Here is a 16,618-nt window from a genome sequence, read left to right on the forward strand (position 1 = left end):
GGGTCGGCTGGAGGGTCCGGAGGGGGCGCGGGCAGGGTCACTTGACGGCCCCGGCGGTGAGCCCGGCGACCAGGTACCGCTGGAGCAGCAGGAAGCCGGCGACGACGGGCACGCTCACCACCAGCGACGCGGCCATCACCTGGTTCCAGTACACGTCGCTGAGCGTGGCGTAGCCCCGCAGGCCCACGGCCAGCGTGCGGGTCTCGTCGTTGGTGAGCACGGAGGCGAAGAGCACCTCGCCCCAGGCGGTCATGAAGGCGTAGACCGCGACCGCCACGATCCCGGGCACCGCCGCCGGGACGATGATCCGCAGCAGCGCCTGGAGCGGCCCGCAGCCGTCGACCAGGGCGGCCTCGTCGAGGTCGCGGGGGATGGAGTCGAAGTAGCCGACCAGCATCCAGATCGAGAACGGCAGCGAGAAGGTGAGGTAGGTGAGGATCAGGCCGCCGCGGCTGCCGTACAGCGCCACGCCGGTCGCGTTGCCGACGTTGACGAAGATCAGGAAGAGCGGCAGCAGGAAGAGGATGCCGGGGAACATCTGGGTGGAGAGCACGGTGACGGTGAACAGCCGGCGGCCGCGGAAGCGGTAGCGGCTCACCGCGTAGGCGGCGAGGATCGCGACCAGCACCGAGAGCAGGGTGGCGCCGCCGGCCACGATCAAGGAGTTGACCAGGTAGCGCCCCAGCGGGATGGTGCGCCAGATGTCCAGGTAGGGCCGGAGGGTGACGGTGCTGGGGATCCACCGGAACGGCCCCTGGACGTCCTGCAGCGGCTTCAGCGAGCTGCTGAGCATCACCAGCACGGGCGCGGCGGCGAAGAGGCCGAGCGCGGTCAGGACGATCAGGCGGAGCCGGCGGAAGGACGCGGGCGGGTCGATCATCGTTCATCCCTTCGGCGCGAGGTGAGCAGCAGGTAGCCGGAGGTCACCAGGAGCAGGAAGAGCAGCAGGAGCACCGACATCGCGGAGCCGGCGCCGAAGTTCCAGGTGACGAAGGAGGACTGGTAGATGTGGACGGAGACGAGGTCGGCGGCCTCCGGTGCCGATCGGCCGAACAGGATGTACGGCGTGTTGAAGTCGTTGAACGTCCAGAGGAACAGCACCAGGACGAGCACCAGGTTGACCGGGCGCAGCGAGGGCAGGGTGATCCGGCGGATCTGCTGCCAGACGCCGGCGCCGTCCAGGGCGGACGCCTCGTACAGCTCGCGCGGGATGTTCTGCAGGCCCGCGGTGAGGGTGAGGAAGGCGAACGGCCAGCTGCGCCAGACCGAGACGGTGACCAGGGCGGTGAAGCTGTTGTCGCCGAGCAGCCAGAAGGGCTTGTCGTCGACGAGGTGGAGCTGGTCGTGGAGCAGGTGGTTGATCAGGCCGGTGTCCCGTTGGAACATGAACGACCAGGTGATGACGGCCGCGTAGACCGGCAGCGCGTAGGGGAGCAGGAACAGGGCGCGCAGCAGGCCGCGGCCGCGGAAGGTGTCCTGCATCATGATCGCGGCGGTGGTGCCGAGCAGCCAGGAGAGGCCGACCGCGAGGGCGGTGAAGGCGCAGGTGACCCAGAAGGAGTGCAGCAGGGCCCGGCCGACGGGGGCGTGGAAGTCGACCGCCAGGCGGTAGTTGGAGAGCCCGGCCCAGGGGGCGGCGGTCCAGTCCCGGAGGAAGAACTGGGTGAGCTGTTTGAAGCTCATCACGATGCCGACCACCATCGGCACCAGGTGGATGAGCAGTTCGAGGACGAGGGCGGGGAGCAGCAGCAGGTAGGGGAGTGTGCTGCGACGGGGGCGGAGGCGCTTGCGGATCACCTCACTTGGCCGGCATCTGCTGCTGGGCCTTGGTGAGTTCGGACCTGACGGACTCGTCGGTGACGGCCTTGCCGGCGGCGGCCGCCGCGAGCAGGTTCTTCACGGCGGTGCCGACCAGGGTCTCGAACTGGCTCTCGTCGGCGACCTGCGGGAGCGGCTTCGCGCTCGCCGCGAGGACGTCGGTGAGGGCCTTGAGCTCGGGGGTGGCGAAGGCCGGATCGGCCTGGGCCTCCTTCACCGGCGGGATCGAGCCGTACGTCCGGTTGAGCTGGGTCTGCTCCTCGGTGCCGGTCATGAACTTGACGAAGGAGAGTGCGCCGTCGGTGTTCCTGGTGTTCTTGAAGACGGCCAGGTTGATGCCGGCGACCATCGAGGTGGTGGCGCGGTCGCCGGTGGCGCCGGCCGGGACGGGGACGGGGGCGACGCCGTAGTCCTCGGGGTTCATGCCGTGCGACTTCAGGTTGGCGCCGGCGGCCTGCCACATCAGCATGGCGGCCTTGCCGGTGGCGAAGTCGGTGACGGACTGGTTGTTGGCGTACTCGGCGTTGCCGGGGGCGGCGATCTTCTCGGTGCCCAGCAGGGCGACGTACTGCTTGACGGCGGCGACGGCGCCCGGGCTGTCGAAGGCGGGTTTGCCGGCGGGGTCGAAGAAGTCGGTGCCCTGCTGCTTGGCGAGCACGAAGGCGTGGTGGACGTTCTCGGAGACGTTGCCGCCCTCCAGGGCGAGCCCGAAACGGCCGCCGGTGGTGAGCTTCCTCCCGTCGGCGACCAGCTCCTCCCAGGTGGCCGGGGGCTTGTCGATCCCGGCCTCGGCGAAGAGCTTCTTGTTGTAGTACAGGCCGTAGGCCATCGAGTAGAGCGGGACGGCGGCCGGGTCCTGGCCGGCCGCGCCGGCCGAGGCGAGGGCGGCGGGCAGGAAGCGGTCCTTGCCGCCGATCTTCGCGAGGGCGGCCGCGTCGAAGGGGAGCAGCGCGCCGGTGGCCTGGAGCGAGGCGGACCAGGTGTTGCCGATGTTCAGCACGTCGGGGCCCTGGCCGGAGCTGGTGGCGGCGAGGATCCGGTTCAGCAGGTCGGCCCAGGGGATGACCTCCAGCTTGACCTTGATGCCGGTCTGCTGCTCGAACTTTCTCAGTTCCGGCTCCAGGACCTGGCGGTCGTTCTCCAGACTGGTGCCCTGGTTGGAGGCCCAGTAGGTGAGCGTGCCGGGGCTGCTGTTGTCGCCGCCGCCGGACGTGGAACCGCCGCCGCAGGCGGTGGCGGTGAGGACCAGGGTGGCGGCCAGGGCGGTGGCCGCGGCGGCTCGGCTGATGGGCACGATCGATTGCCCCTCTCGGGCGGGGTGGGCGGGTTCCGGGGTGAAGTGCCGTGATGCACGGCTTACTTCAGGCCGTGATTTAACGTGTGAGAAAAGCTTCCGTCAAGGGTTCGGACAGCGATAGATTCGGATCAGGAGGACGATGCCATGACCGTGCGAGGCAAGACGACGGTGCGTGACCTGCGCAGGGGCAGCCGGTCGGCGCTGCTGCGACGGCTGTATTTCGACGGGCCGCTCAGCCGGCAGGAGCTCGGCGTGATCACCGGGCTCAGTGCCGGCTCGATCAGCAACGTGACCGGCGAACTGCTCGCCGACGGGCTGATCGAGGAGTGCGGCTCGGTGGAGTCGGACGGCGGCCGCCCCCGGATCCTGCTCCAGGTCGCCGCCGGGCGGGCCCGGCTGGTCGGCGTGGACGTCGGGGAGACCCAGGTGCGGGTCGCCCTGTTCGACCTCGCCCGGACCGAGCTGGCCGCCAGCGACCGCCCGCTCTCCGACTGCGGCCACGACGTGGACCACGTGGTGGAGCTGATCCTGGCCGGACTGGCCGAGGTGCTGGCGCGCACCGGCACCGACCCGGCCACCGTGCTCGGCGTCGGCATCGGCGTCCCGGGCATCGTCGACCAGGGCGACCCGGCCTCGGACGGCCTCGGGATCGTCGTGCACAGCCAGACCGTCGGCTGGGAGGCCGTCCCGCTCGGCCGGCTGCTGCGGGCCGGCACCGACCTGCCGCTGTTCGTCGACAACGGCGCCAAGACGCTCGGCCAGGCCGAGATGTGGTTCGGCGCGGGGCGCGGCGTCCGGCACGCGGTGATCGCCCTGTTCGGCTCCGGGGTCGGGGCCTGCGTGATCGCCGACGGCGTCCGCTTCCGCGGGGCCACCAGCAGCGCGGGGGAGTGGGGGCACACCAAGGTCCACGTCGGCGGCCGGCGCTGTCGGTGCGGCGCGCGCGGCTGCCTGGAGGCGTACGTCGGGGCCGAGGCGCTGGTGGAGCGCTGGGGTGCGGCGCCGCCGGGCGACGGCGAGAAGGCGGGGCTGGCCGCGCTGCTCGCCGCCGCCGAGGCGGGTGAGCCGGCGGCCACGGCGCTGCTGGCCGAGGCGGCGGAGTACCTCGGCGCGGCCATCGCGGACCTGGTCAACCTGTTCAACCCCGAGCGGATCGTGATCGGTGGCTGGGCGGGCCTGCTGCTGGGCCCCCGGCTGCTGCCCGAGATCCGCGCCGCGGCCACCGAGTACGCGTTGCGCTTCCCCCGCGAGCAGACGTCGATCGTGCTCGGCACGCTCGGGCCGGAGGCGGTCACGGTCGGCGCGGCGACGCTGCCGCTGACCGACTTCCTGGACTCCGGGGGAGCGTTCCCACGCCGTGCCGAACCTCCGGCGCGTCAGGCGCGGGCCACCCCCGCCTGACCTGGCATTTCCGGCTGAATCGTTACCACACAAGCTAGTTCACGGTGTGAGGAAAGTCGGCACGAAGGGTTGACACCCCCGATCGGCAGCCCCGAGACTCCCGGTCGGGGGCGCTCCCCGAGCCCGAACGGCGGGCGGTGGCGCTCCGTCGGCCCCCGCCGACCCACGGTCGGCCGACCGCCGACCGCCGTGCCGCCCTGTCGTTCCCCACCGCCCGGTACCTGCGCCGCACCGGGTGCGGGCAGCGGCGTGCGCCCCCGCACACCCCACCCACCCCCACCCGCAGGAGAAGCCCATGAGGCTCGCTTCAGCACGCCCCCGCAGGGCCCCGGCCGCACTGGTCGGCCTGGCCCTGCTCTCGGGCGCCGTCCTGGCACTGCCCGCGCCGGCCGCCCATGCCGCCGACGCCCTGATCTCCCAGGGCCGGACGGTCACCGCCTCGTCCACCGAGAACGGTGCCACCCCGGCCGCCTACGCCGTGGACGGCTCCACCGGCACCCGCTGGTCGTCCGCGGCGAGCGACCAGCAGTGGCTCCAGGTCGACCTCGGCGCCACCGCCGCCCTCACCAAGGTGGTGCTCACCTGGGAGGCGGCGTACGGGCGTTCGTACCAGATCCAGACCTCGGACGACGGGTCGACCTGGCGGACGCTGTACAGCACCACCACCGGTACCGGCGGTACCGAGACGCTCGCCGTCTCCGGCAGCGGCCGCTACGTCCGGATGAACGGTCTGGCCCGCGCGACCGGATACGGCTACTCGCTCTGGGAGTTCCAGGTCTACGGCAGCTTCACGCCCGGCGGCGCCGACTGCGGCACCGCCGACGCCGCCCAGGGCCGGCCCGCCACCGCCTCCTCCGCCGAGAACGCCGGCACGGCGGCCGGCAACGCCGTGGACGGTTCCACCGGCACCCGCTGGTCCTCGGCGGCGAGCGACCAGCAGTGGCTCCAGGTCGACCTCGGCGCCGTCCGGCAGCTCTGCCGCGTGGTGCTGAACTGGGAGGCCGCGTACGGGCGTTCGTACCAGATCCAGACCTCGGACGACGGGTCCTCGTGGCGGACGGCCTACGCCACCACCACCGGTACCGGCGGCACCGAGACGCTCGCCGTCTCCGGCAGCGGCCGCTACGTCCGGATGAACGGGCAGGCCCGGGGCACCGCCTGGGGCTATTCGCTCTGGGAGTTCCAGGTCAACACCACCGACGGGCCTACCGTGCCGCCGGTGCAGGGCGGCGGCGACCTGGGCCCCAACGTCCTGGTCTTCGACCCCGCCACACCCGACATCCAGGCCAAGGTCGACGCGGTCTTCGCCCGGCAGGAGTCCAACCAGTTCGGCAGCGAGCGCTACGCGCTGCTCTTCAAGCCGGGCAGCTACCAGAACCTCAACGCCCAACTGGGCTTCTACACCTCGATCGCCGGGCTCGGCCTGAAGCCGGACGACACCACCATCAACGGCGACGTCACCGTGGACGCCGGCTGGTTCAACGGCAACGCGACGCAGAACTTCTGGCGCTCCGCCGAGAACCTCGCGCTCAACCCGGTCAACGGCACCGACCGCTGGGCCGTCGCCCAGGCCGCGCCCTTCCGCCGGATGCACGTCAAGGGCGGCCTCAACCTGGCGCCCGACGGCTACGGCTGGGCCAGCGGCGGCTACATCGCGGACAGCCGGATCGACGGCGCCGTCGGCAACTACTCCCAGCAGCAGTGGTACACCCGGGACAGCGCGATCGGCGGCTTCTCCAACGGCGTCTGGAACCAGGTGTTCTCCGGCGTCCAGGGCGCACCGGCACAGGGCTTCCCCAACCCGCCCTACACCACCCTGGACAGCACGCCGGTCTCGCGCGAGAAGCCGTTCCTCTACCTGGACGGCACCGACTACAAGGTGTTCGTCCCGGCCAAGCGGACCGACGCCCGCGGCGTCTCCTGGGACGGCACCCCGCAGGGCACGTCCCGGCCGCTCAGCCAGTTCTACGTGGTCAAGCCCGGTGCCACCGCGGCGACCATCAACGCGGCGCTGGCCCAGGGACTCGACCTGCTCTTCACCCCCGGCGTCTACCACGTCGACCGGCCGATCGAGGTCACCCGGCCCGACACCGTGGTGCTCGGCCTCGGCCTGGCGACCGTCGTCCCGGACAACGGGGTGACGGCGATCAGGGTGGCCGACGTCGACGGCGTGCGGCTGGCCGGCCTGCTGGTCGACGCCGGACCGGTCAACTCACCCGTCCTCGTCCAGATCGGCCCGGACAGCGCCGCCGCCGACCACGCGGCCGACCCGACCACCCTGCAGGACGTGTTCATCCGCGTCGGCGGTGCCGGCCCCGGCTCCGCCACCGCCGGCATCGTGGTCAACAGTGACGACGTGATCGTCGACCACACCTGGATCTGGCGCGCGGACCACGGCGCCGGCGTCGGCTGGACGACCAACCCCGCCGACTACGGCCTGCTGGTGCGCGGGGACGACGTGCTCGCCACCGGCCTGTTCGTGGAGCACTTCAAGAAGTACGACGTCGAGTGGTCCGGCGAGCGCGGCCGGACGATCTTCTTCCAGAACGAGAAGGCGTACGACGCGCCGAACCAGGCCGCCGTCCAGAACGGCGCGACCAAGGGCTTCGCTGCCTACAAGGTCGACGACGGCGTGACCACCCACGAGGGGTGGGGCCTCGGCAGCTACTGCTACTTCAACGTGGACCCGACCATCCGGATGGACCACGGCTTCGAGGCCCCGGTGCGGCCCGGGGTGCGGTTCCACGACCTGCTGGTGGTCTCGCTGGGCGGCAACGGCCAGTACGAGCACGTGATCAACGGGACCGGCGGCGCTACCTCGGGCACCGCCACCACCCCGTCCACCGTGGTCGCGTACCCCTGAGCCGGTTCGCCGGGGGCTTCAGGCGGAAGTCCCCGGCGGGCGCTCCCGAGGCCCGGTCTTGGCCCCCCGCTCGCGGCCCGGTCGCGGCCCCGGCCCCGGTCACGCTCCCGTGAGTGTGGCCGGGGTCGGGCCGTCGGGCCGGACGGTGATGCTGTAGGCCGCTCCGGTGGGGGTGCTCAGGAAGCGGGGCGAGTAGGCGGGGAGGAGGAGTTCGAGCAGGGCGGTGGTCTCCCGCAGGGCGAACTGGGTGCCGAGGCAGGCGCGGGCGCCGAGCCCGAAGGGGTAGTAGGCGCCCAGGTGGGCGGGCTTGCGGCCGGGAGAGGTGAACCGGGCCGGGTCGAAGCGCTCGGGGTCGGGCCACAGCTGCGGGTCACGGTGCGTCAGATAGGGGCAGACCAGCAGATCCGTGCCGGGCTCGATGCGGTGGCCCGCCAGGGTGTCGGCCTCCAGCGCGTGCCGGGGCAGGATCCACGCGGACGGGTAGAGCCGCAACGTCTCGCTCACCAGCGCCTGCACCGCCTCGCGCCGCTCGGCCGAGCCCTCGGGGCCGGCCGCAAGCGCCCACGCGCGGGCCTCGGGGTTGCCGTCCAGCAGGAGGAAGAGCCAGGTCAGTGTGGTGGCGGTGGTCTCGTGCCCGGCGACCAGCAGGGTCACCAGCTCGTCCCGGATGAGCCGGTCGGTGTACTCGGGGAGCTCGTCGGCGGCGTCTAGCAGTACCCGCAGCAGGCCGTCCCCCGCCGGGTCGCGCCGGGCGGCGTCGATCGCGGCGTGCGCGACGGCGTCGATCCGGGCCAGGTCGTCGGCGACCGCCTCCCGGGCGTCCGTGCCGTCGGCGGGCAGCGTCGGCAGCGCGGCCACCACCCGGGCCACCGAGGCGAGTTCGCGGTCGGTCCGGTCGTCCAGCGGGCGGCCGGTGAGGGCGCGCCAGATGGTGTCGAGGGCGAAGTGCCGCATCTCCTCGCCGACGTCCAACTGCTCCCCGGTGCGGGCGTAGCCGGCCCAGCGGTCGGCGGCGCGGCGGGCGGCCTCGACGATCCGCTGCTCGTAACGGCGCATCCCGGGGCCGGTGAACTGGGACTGCAACAGCCGCCGTTGGCGCTTCCAGGCCTCGCCGGTGGCGGACAGGACGCCCTCGCCCGCCAGCATCCGGGCCCGGTGGGAGCGCTTGACGTAGCGGTCCGGATGCCGCCCGAGCACCTGCTGCACCGCGTCCGGCTCGGTGACCAGAACGGTGGGCTGCGGCCCGAGCCGGAACGCCGCGACGCCGCCGAGCCGTTGCCGCGCCACGGCGAGCAGCTCGATCAGGTCGGACTGCTCGGCCCGCCACTGCGCGACCGTCTCGGCCGGCAACTCGGGGACGGGCCGGACCGCCCCGTCGGCGGGTGGCGGGACGGGAACGGGGTGGGCTTGGGTGGCCACGGCGTGCTCCTCTGGCGAATGGACCGACCACTCGGACGGCTGCTGCGCGCACCTGACTGTACGTCAACAGGCGGTCACCGGTCAGGGCGTGTCCCGGGACCGCACCACTGCTCCGGCCGGGGGACGGAGCGGGGCGATGCCACCCGGGCGGCGGACAGTCACGACGTGTGCGAACCGGTAGCCTTCGGCGAGGCCGACCCGGCCACTCACCGCTGCTCGCCCTCCGACGGGAGAAACGCATGCCCGGGACTCCGCCCATCACGCCCCGCCCTCGCGTCGGCAGACCGGCCCGGTGGCTGGCTGCCGCCCTGCTGCTGCCGGCGCTGGCCGCCTGCGGGGGAGGCGGCGGCTCCGGGTCCGGGGCGGAGAGCTCGGCGGCCGGCGCCGCCGAGCCGGCGGACACGCCCCCGGCGGAGGGCTCGGGGCAGCAGCCCCAGGACAAGCGGACGGAGGCGGGCGGCAACCAGGGCGGGTTCACCGGCGCGGGCAATGTGTCGGCGAGCGCCACCGGAAACTGGCCGACGGCCCATCTCACGCTCACGAGTTCGGTGACGAGCACCTTCACCGCCGAGGTGACCAAGGTCAACGACTGTGCCGGTGGCCCTAAGTCCTCGGGATCCACGAAGGTGGAATTCGACGGAGGCGAGGCAACCGCCACGGTCTCCGTTCCGGGCCCGCAGCCCCCGATCGGCAGCGGCGTCAAGGTCTGCTTCACCCTGACCGCGGGCGGAAAGAGCCAGTCGATCCAAGCCGCAGGAGGGTTGGTGGTGCAGGAGGAGATCGGCACCGAAAGCGGGGGCGGCCAGAACGGCGGGGGCGGTGAAAGCGGGGGGAGTCCGGCAGGCAGTACCGCCGGAGGTGACGCAGGCACCAGCGCCGGCAACGCGTCGGCGGGCAGCGGGAGCACGCCCTGAGCCCTGCGGAGGAGGAGCCGCCCGCCGCAGAGCCCGCCGCCGGGCCCGCCGCCACGGCCGAGCAGCCCGAGCCGCCGGTCGGCCGCTCGTTGAGCAGCTGGCTCGGCCTGATCACGACCTGGGTCGCGCCGACCACCCTCATCACCGCGCTGCTGTTCTTCTTCGGCTTCGCCTACACCGACTCGCTCTACCACTACTTCGGCCTGGACGCCGCGACGATCGGCTTCGGCACCCAGGACCTCCTGCTCCGCAGCTCGCCCGCGTTGTACCTCCCGGCCGGGGTGCTGCTCTGCGCCGCCCTGGTGGCCGCGGTCACCTACCACCTGGCGACCCGTGCCGTCCGGTCCGGTCCGGACAGCAGCAGGGCCGTCGGCCGGGCCTGCCGAGCCGTCGCCGTGCTGGTCGTCCCGTTGGTGCTGCTCGGCTTCCTGGCCGGGTTCGAGGTGATCGACGCGGGCCCGATGGGCACTCCGCTGTTGCTCGGCGGCGCGCTCCTGCTGGTCGTGCTGGCCCGGCTGCTCGCCGTCCGCACCACGGGCGCCCCCTACCCGCTCACCGGCGAGCGGGCGGCGCTCGGCATCAGCACGGCGCTCATCGTGCTCTGCTCGTTCTGGGCCGCCGGCGGCTTCGCCCACCAGAAGGGGGAGGCGGACGCCGAGCGGCTGGCCGGCAACCTGGCGCTGCGCCCGGCCGTCGTCCTCGACACCACCGAGCGGCTCTACCTCCAGTGGTCCGGGGTGGACGAGCGGGCGCTGCCGGACGCCGCGGCGGGGCAGCGGTTCCGCTACCGCTACCGCGGCCTGCGCCTGCTGGCGCAGGCCAACGGTCGGATGTTCCTGATCCCGCGGAACTGGACGTGGGAGGAGGGCAATGTGCTGATCCTCCCGGTGGACGCCAACGTCCGGATGGTCTTCCACCCGGGCTGATCCGGTGCCCGTGCGCGGACGCGGCCGGGCCGCGGCTCGTCCCCCTCGACGAACCGCGGCCCGGCCCGGCCCGTAGGCCTCCGGAATCAGGTCAGATCTGCTGCCAGAGGGCCGGGACGATGTTGGGCTCCCAGCCGACCTGCGCGGTGTGGCCCTGGATGCAGCGGTAGCTGACGCCGTTCCAGGTGACCACGTCACCCGCCTGGTAGGTGGTGCCCGGCGTCCAGGTGCCGCCCGGGTTGCCCGGGTCGGTGCCGACCACCAGCGAGTAGGTGGTGCTGTGGGTGGTCGAGCCGGTGCCGGTCACGGTGAGGGTGTAGGTGCCGGCCGCGGTGCCGGAGCCGACCGCGACGGAGAGCGTCGCGGAGGAGCCGGACTGCACCGAGGACGGGCTGACGGTGGCCGTGACGCCGGCCGGGGCGCCCGAGACGGACAGGTTCACCGTCTGGGCCGAGCCGGACGTGGTGGCCGTGGAGACGGTGGCGTTGGTCGAGCCGCCCGGAGTGGCGTTGCCGGTGGTCGGGCTCACCGCGACGGAGAAGTCGTTGGTCGGGATGGGACCGCCGCCGACCGAGGTCTTCCACAGGGTGTACGCGACGCCGTCGGCGCTGCGGTCCAGGACGGTGGTGTTGATGTTGCTCGTGGTGTCGCACGCCTGGTGGTAGCAGGAGTCGTACGCCCGGTTGGCGGTGCCGCCCCACTTGGCCGCCTGGGCCGTGGTCTTGACCGCGCTGGCGCCGGCCGCGTAGCCGGAGGTGGGGATGCCGCCCTGCTGGAAGGAGTAGTCGTCGGAGCGGCCCTGGCCCTCGACGTTCTCCTCGGGCTGGATGCCCAGGGAGTCCCAGTAGGCCTTCATCGGGGCGGAGGCGGCGGAGTTGATGTTGTTGATGAAGTAGCCGGCGTTGGGCGAGCCGACCATGTCGAAGTTGTAGTAGCCCTTGATGGCGCTGCGCTGGGTGGAGCCCAGCTGGTTCACGTAGTACTGCGAGCCCTGCAGGCCCTGCTCCTCACCCGTCCACCAGGCGAACCGGACGTGCCGGGTCAGGGTGGGGTTCTGCTGGGCGAGCGTCAGCGCGTTCTCCAGCAGGACGGCGGAGCCCGAGCCGTTGTCGTTGATGCCCGGGCCGGCGCCGACGCTGTCCAGGTGCGCGCCGAACATGGTGACCTGGTCGGTCGGGCCGCCCGGCCAGTCCGCGATCAGGTTGTTGGAGCTGTAGGTGCAGGAGGTGCAGGTCTGCTCGCTGACGGTGTAGCCGGCGGCCTGCAGCTTGCCCTTGATGTAGGCGAGCGACTGGCTGTGGCCGGCCGTGCCGGCCCGCCGGGTGCCGCCGTTCTGGGTCGCGATGGTGTTGAGCTGGCTCAGGTGCGCCTGCACGTTGGCGACGCTGATGTCGGGCACGTTGGGGTTGGGGTTGCCGCCGCCGACGGTCAGCGTGTACTGCGCGGTGTGCGTGGCGGAGCCGGTGCCGGTCACCGTGATGACGTAGGTGCCGGGCGTGGCGGAGGAGGAGGCCGAGGCGGTCAGCGTCGCGGACGAACCGGCCTGCACCGAGGTCGGGCTGACCGAGACGGACACGCCGGCCGGGGCGCCGGAGACGGCCAGGTTGACGGTCTGCGCGGTGCCCGAGGTGACGGCGGTGCTCACCGCGGCCGTGGTCGAGGCGCCGGGCTGGACGGAGCCGGACGCCGGGTTGACGGCCAGCGAGTAGTCGTTGTTCCCGCTCGGCGTGCAGGTGGGCTCACCGCTCTGGGCGGTGACGCTGATCGCGTCCCAGGCCGCCTTGGTGCGGGTGAACAGGGTGCAGCCGGGGTCCAGGCTCTTCGCCGCGGTCAGGGTGGTGACCCGGTACTTCTTGTAGGTCATGCCGCTGGTCTTGAGCAACATGCCGCCGTAGAAGACCCGCCCGGCGTCCTTGATGCCGACGCCGGTGACCGAGGAGTTGTTGCAGGTCGGGCTGGTGGGCTTGCCGCCACCCGGGTTGGAGCCCTCGGAGAGCAGGTAGAACCAGTGGTTCAGCGGGCCCGCCGCGGCGTGCACCTCGGTGCTCGGGATCGAGGAGGAGTAGCAGTTGGGGTTGTTGCCCACCAGCGAGGGGTTGTACATGTTGCGGATCGGCCCCTGGCCGACCAGGTTGATCATCTCGCCGACGGTGTAGTCGGGGTTGTCGTACGGGGACGGCTCGTTGGCGTACGCCTCGGTCAGCGCGCCGAAGATGTCGCCGGTGCCCTCGCCGAGGCCGTTCTCGTTGTTGGCGCCGCCGGGCGTGTACTGGTCGATGCCGTGGCCGAACTCGTGGCCGACCACGTCGATGGCGGCGATCCACTCGTTGGCGTTGTTGTGGCCGATCGAGACGGAGGAGCCGTCCCAGTAGGCGTTGACGTCGTTCAGGCCGACCTTGACCGGCCAGCTGCCGCCGTTGCCGTTGTGGCCGTTGCGGCCCAGCCAGTCGCGGAGCATGTCCCATTCCTTCTGCGCCGCGAACATCACGTCGGCGCAGCCGGTCTCCTTGCTGGTCGGGTTGCCGGTGCCCCAGGAGTCGCTCGACTTGGAGAACACCTGGCCGGAGCTGTAGTCCGCACAGCTCAGCCCGGACCGGCTCGGGTCGCGCAGCGAGTAGGTGCTGCCCGAGGCGGTGGTGCTGATGGTGACCGGGGCCGGGCCGTTCCACTTGCTGTTGGCGGTACCGGCCTTGACGTCGTCGTAGCGGTCGATCACCTCACCGGTGCGGGCGTCGACGAAGACGTGCAGCCGGCTCGGGGCCGCGGAGGTCCGGCCGGTGAGCACGGTCTCCCAGGCGAGCCGCCCGGTGCCGTCCTGGACCTTGACCACCAGGCGACGGGTGTCGACGCCGTCCACGGCGGCCAGCCCGGTGCGCGCGGTCTTCTCCGCGTTGGCGGCGCTGATCAGGGGTGCGGTCGCCAGCGGGGCGACGGCGGTCCCGCCGACCGGCCCGGTGGCCGCGGACTGGAGGCCGCGGACCTTGCCCTGGCCGTCGGCTATGACGACGGCGTCGCCGCCGACCACCGGCAGGCCCCGGTAGCTGCGCTCGTAGGCGATCGAGTAGAGGCCGCCGAGCCACGGGGTGACGGACTGGCGCTCGTAGGTCTCGCCCGGGCCCTTGGCCAGGGCGTCCAGGCCCGCTGCGGCCGCCTGGTCGGCGGCGGACACGGCGGCGGCCAGCGCGCTCGGGGGCGCGCTCACGGCCGGGCCCGGCTCGGCGGCGGCCTGCCCGACCGCGGTGGCGGTGAGCATGCCGGCCAGGACGGTCAGGGTGGTTCCCGCCGTCAGTAATCTGCGTTTCATTCCGAGGCTCCTCGAACGTGGGGGTGCTCGACCGCGGACGACGTGCCTGTCTGGCGCTCACCGCGGGCCGCATCGGGGGACGGCCGTTGCGGGCGTCCGCGCTCGGGTGCCGGAACCCTCACACGCCGTCATGCCTCGGTCAACGGGTCCGGCACGGCATTCGTGCGGTTGGCAAGTTCTGTCAAGCTGCGGGTTTTGTGGAGAGGTTGAGACCAAGAGGTTGAGACCACCTCATGTACGGAGGGCGCCCGGTCCAGTACCGTCCTGTTCATCGGAGGGACCGGAACCGACTCGCCGGGACCGATCAACCGGAACCGACCCGTCGGAACCGACCCGCCGGAACCGATCTCGGGAGGGCAGCCCCGTGTACCGGAACCACGCCGACGCACCGCCCGCCGGTCCGCCGTCGGCCGACGCGCTCTGGCGGGCCTTCGGCGCCCGCCTGCGGCACTGGCGCCGGCGCGCCGGCCTCACCCAGGCCCAGCTCGGAGCCGAGATCGGCTACGACCACACCGCCGTCAGCAAGCTCGAACACGGCGCCCGCCGGACCACCCTGCGGATCGCCGAGCGGCTGGACGGCCTGCTGACCGCCGACGGCGAGCTGCGCACCGCCTGCCTGCGCGCCGAGGAAGGGGACGCGGGGGAGTGGGACCGCCCCGCCCCGCCGGTCCCGCCCGTACCGGCAGGCTGGGCCCGCCACCCGCTGCCCGGCGGCCCCGCCGCCCCCGAACCGGCCCTGCCGCCGTTCGCCGCCGGCGGACCGCCCCGCCGCCTCCCCGACTACGGGCTGCTCTGCCCGCTGCACGGCGCGGCCGGCTGCGCCGTCCCCGAGGCCGGCGAACTGGCCGTCCTGCACGCCGCGTTCTGCGCCGCCGACCCGGACACCGCGCCGCCACTGGACCCCGACACCGCGCACGCCCTCACCGGCCTGCTCGCCGCCCACCTGCGGGCCGGCGAGGCGCCCGCCGGACCGGGCACCGCCGCCGTCGAGGAGACCCTGCGGGTGATCCTGCGCCGGCTCACCGGCACCACCGCCGCCCGGGCCCGCCGCCCGCTGGCCCGGCTCGCCGCCGAGTACGCGCACGCCGCCGGCGGGCTGCGGATGCAGCACGGCCGCAACGCCACCGCGATGGCCTGCTTCGACCGCGCGCTCACCTGGTCCGAACTGGCCGACGACCCCGCCACCCAGGTCGCCGCACTGAGCGACATGAGCACCCTGGCCCGGCTCGACGGCGACCCGGCCGCCGCGCTCGGCTACGCCCGCGAGATCGCCCGCGCCGCGCCCGGCCGGCACTGGGCCGGCGCGATGTCCCAGGTCGGCCAGGCCCGGGCGCACGCCCTGGCCGGGGACGTCCGCGCGACGGTCCGGCACATCGCCCGCGCCCGGCTCCACCTCGACCACATCGGCGAGCACGACGAGACGGACGCGCCCTGGCTCTCCATCGCCTCGATGCGGCTGCGGGTCGAGTCGGGAGCGGCCGCCGCGCTGCGCGACGCCGCCGCCGCCGTCGGGGACCACCGGCTCGCGCTGCGCGCCGTGGACGCCGCCGACACCGCGCTGCGACTGCTGGCCCCGGACCAACTACCGACCACCCGACTGCTGTTCACCATCCGGATGGCCGACTGCCACCTGTGCGCCCATGACCCGCAGACCGCCGTGGCCCTGCTCGCCCCGGTACTGGACGACGCCACGACCGCGCTGCCCGCCCTCGCCCGGCACGAACTGCGCGGGCTGCGCACCCGGCTGGGCGCCCACGGGCTGGCGGTATCTTGACGAAGGTGGGCGATCACGCCGCTCGTGGGCTCCGGCCCCGGCGGGCGAAGATCGGACCACCGCCGAACAGGGCGGGCCCCGGTACGAGTTCGAGGAGCACCCCGATGACCGCCAGCGCCGTTCTCAGCGTCCCCGCCGCCGACCCGGCCGTCGCCGCCGCGCACTTCCTCACCCGCCTCTCCTTCGAGGCCGACGTCTCGGACGTGCACGCCGACCTGGCCGCCGGCGCCCCCGGCGTGGTGGTGGTCGACTCCCGCAGCGAGGCGGCCTGGGCACAGGGCCGGATCCCGGGCGCGGTGCACATCCCCACCGCTCGGATCGCCGAGCTGGCGCCGCTGCTGATCGACCCCTCGGCCACGGTCGTCACCTACTGCTGGGGCCCCGGCTGCAACGGCGCCACCCGCGCCGCCCTCGCGTTCGCCCGGCTCGGCCACCCGGTCAAGGAGATGCTCGGCGGCTTCGAGTACTGGGCCCGGGAGGGCTTCGCCTACGACACCGACCACGGCACCGAGCAGCGGCCGGTGGACGACCTGACCGCCCCCCGCTCCGGCATCTCCTGCGCCTGCTGACCCGGATCGGCGGCGACGAAGGCCCGGGCCCGGTGGCCCGGGCCTTTCGGCCGGCCGGGCCCTGGCTGGCCGTTCGGGGCGGTGCGGTGGGTGCGGTCGGGGTGCGGTCGAGGTGCGTCGGGGCAGGGGTCGCGGCGCGGTCCCACCGGGTCAGTGTGGCCGCGGTGTTGCGGCCCTGTGGCGCGCGGTTGCGGGAGGCCGCGCAGGCGTTGAATCGCTGGTCCGGGCGTTGATTGATCGTCTCCGGCTTCCTAGACTCGGGGACGGCGAAGGGCGCCGGTCGCAGGCCCGGACCGGCTGACCGGCAGCCCCCGTACCGCGGTGCGGCGACCG

At 73.2% G+C, this 16,618-nt stretch carries 11 protein-coding genes; 6 read left to right on the forward strand and 5 right to left on the reverse strand.

Features of this window, described 5'->3' with window-relative positions; translation table 11 throughout:
• Positions 1-37: 37 nt before the first annotated feature.
• Genes ACFVYI_RS00210 through ACFVYI_RS00220 form a run of 3 tightly spaced genes read right to left on the reverse strand, consistent with a single transcriptional unit; the run spans position 38 to position 3,112 of the window.
• Positions 38-880, reverse strand: coding sequence for a carbohydrate ABC transporter permease (locus tag ACFVYI_RS00210; RefSeq protein WP_387879646.1), 843 nt, complete (start codon positions 878-880; stop codon positions 38-40).
• Positions 877-1,797: a carbohydrate ABC transporter permease gene (locus ACFVYI_RS00215; RefSeq protein ID WP_387879648.1), complete on the reverse strand. Its 921-nt coding sequence runs from the start codon at positions 1,795-1,797 to the stop codon at positions 877-879. Before ACFVYI_RS00215 ends, ACFVYI_RS00210 begins: the two co-directional genes overlap by 4 nt.
• Position 1,798: 1 nt before the next feature.
• The gene (locus tag ACFVYI_RS00220) at positions 1,799-3,112 is read right to left on the reverse strand and encodes an ABC transporter substrate-binding protein (RefSeq protein WP_387879651.1); all 1,314 of its coding nucleotides are present in this window, start codon (positions 3,110-3,112) and stop codon (positions 1,799-1,801) included.
• 147 nt (positions 3,113-3,259) lie between these two features.
• On the opposite strand from ACFVYI_RS00220, the gene ACFVYI_RS00225 reads away from it, so the two are divergent.
• Together ACFVYI_RS00225 and ACFVYI_RS00230 are read left to right on the forward strand one after the other, a co-directional pair.
• A complete protein-coding gene (locus ACFVYI_RS00225; RefSeq protein ID WP_387879654.1) occupies positions 3,260-4,516 on the forward strand; it encodes an ROK family protein in 1,257 nt (418 codons plus the stop codon).
• 295 nt (positions 4,517-4,811) lie between these two features.
• A complete protein-coding gene (locus tag ACFVYI_RS00230) occupies positions 4,812-7,379 on the forward strand; it encodes a discoidin domain-containing protein (protein WP_387879656.1) in 2,568 nt (855 codons plus the stop codon).
• 99 nt (positions 7,380-7,478) lie between these two features.
• Here the strand turns inward: ACFVYI_RS00230 and ACFVYI_RS00235 are convergent, their stop codons facing one another.
• Complete coding sequence (locus ACFVYI_RS00235; protein WP_387879658.1) at positions 7,479-8,798, reverse strand: cytochrome P450; 1,320 nt, start codon at positions 8,796-8,798, stop codon at positions 7,479-7,481.
• A gap of 548 nt (positions 8,799-9,346) precedes the next feature.
• On the opposite strand from ACFVYI_RS00235, the gene ACFVYI_RS00240 reads away from it, so the two are divergent.
• Positions 9,347-9,712, forward strand: a complete 366-nt coding sequence (locus tag ACFVYI_RS00240) for a hypothetical protein (protein ID WP_387879661.1) — start codon at positions 9,347-9,349, stop codon at positions 9,710-9,712.
• 89 nt (positions 9,713-9,801) lie between these two features.
• Positions 9,802-10,638, forward strand: a complete 837-nt coding sequence (locus ACFVYI_RS00245; protein WP_387879664.1) for a hypothetical protein — start codon at positions 9,802-9,804, stop codon at positions 10,636-10,638.
• Between the two features lie 91 nt (positions 10,639-10,729).
• Here the strand turns inward: ACFVYI_RS00245 and ACFVYI_RS00250 are convergent, their stop codons facing one another.
• Positions 10,730-13,942 (reverse strand): M28 family peptidase, encoded by a 3,213-nt coding sequence (locus ACFVYI_RS00250; protein ID WP_387879667.1) that lies wholly within the window; start codon positions 13,940-13,942, stop codon positions 10,730-10,732.
• A gap of 364 nt (positions 13,943-14,306) precedes the next feature.
• Between ACFVYI_RS00250 and ACFVYI_RS00255 the strand changes: the two genes are divergently transcribed.
• Together ACFVYI_RS00255 and ACFVYI_RS00260 are read left to right on the forward strand one after the other, a co-directional pair.
• Positions 14,307-15,716 (forward strand): helix-turn-helix domain-containing protein, encoded by a 1,410-nt coding sequence (locus ACFVYI_RS00255; RefSeq protein ID WP_387879669.1) that lies wholly within the window; start codon positions 14,307-14,309, stop codon positions 15,714-15,716.
• 104 nt (positions 15,717-15,820) lie between these two features.
• On the forward strand, positions 15,821-16,285 hold the full coding sequence (locus tag ACFVYI_RS00260) for a rhodanese-like domain-containing protein (RefSeq protein ID WP_387879672.1): 465 nt from the start codon (positions 15,821-15,823) through the stop codon (positions 16,283-16,285).
• Positions 16,286-16,618 lie beyond the last annotated feature (333 nt).

The sequence above is a fragment of the Kitasatospora sp. NPDC058218 genome, assembly GCF_042882445.1.
In the GTDB taxonomy this organism is placed as follows: Bacteria; Actinomycetota; Actinomycetes; order Streptomycetales; family Streptomycetaceae; genus Kitasatospora.

Coding starts and splice junctions, on each gene's coding strand:
- ACFVYI_RS00225 (WP_387879654.1), top strand. CDS start 3,260: ATGACCGTGCGAGGCAAGACGACGGTGCGTGACCTGCGCAGGGGCAGC.
- ACFVYI_RS00250 (WP_387879667.1), bottom strand. CDS start 13,942: ATGAAACGCAGATTACTGACGGCGGGAACCACCCTGACCGTCCTGGCC.
- ACFVYI_RS00230 (WP_387879656.1), top strand. CDS start 4,812: ATGAGGCTCGCTTCAGCACGCCCCCGCAGGGCCCCGGCCGCACTGGTC.
- ACFVYI_RS00210 (WP_387879646.1), bottom strand. CDS start 880: ATGATCGACCCGCCCGCGTCCTTCCGCCGGCTCCGCCTGATCGTCCTG.
- ACFVYI_RS00260 (WP_387879672.1), top strand. CDS start 15,821: ATGACCGCCAGCGCCGTTCTCAGCGTCCCCGCCGCCGACCCGGCCGTC.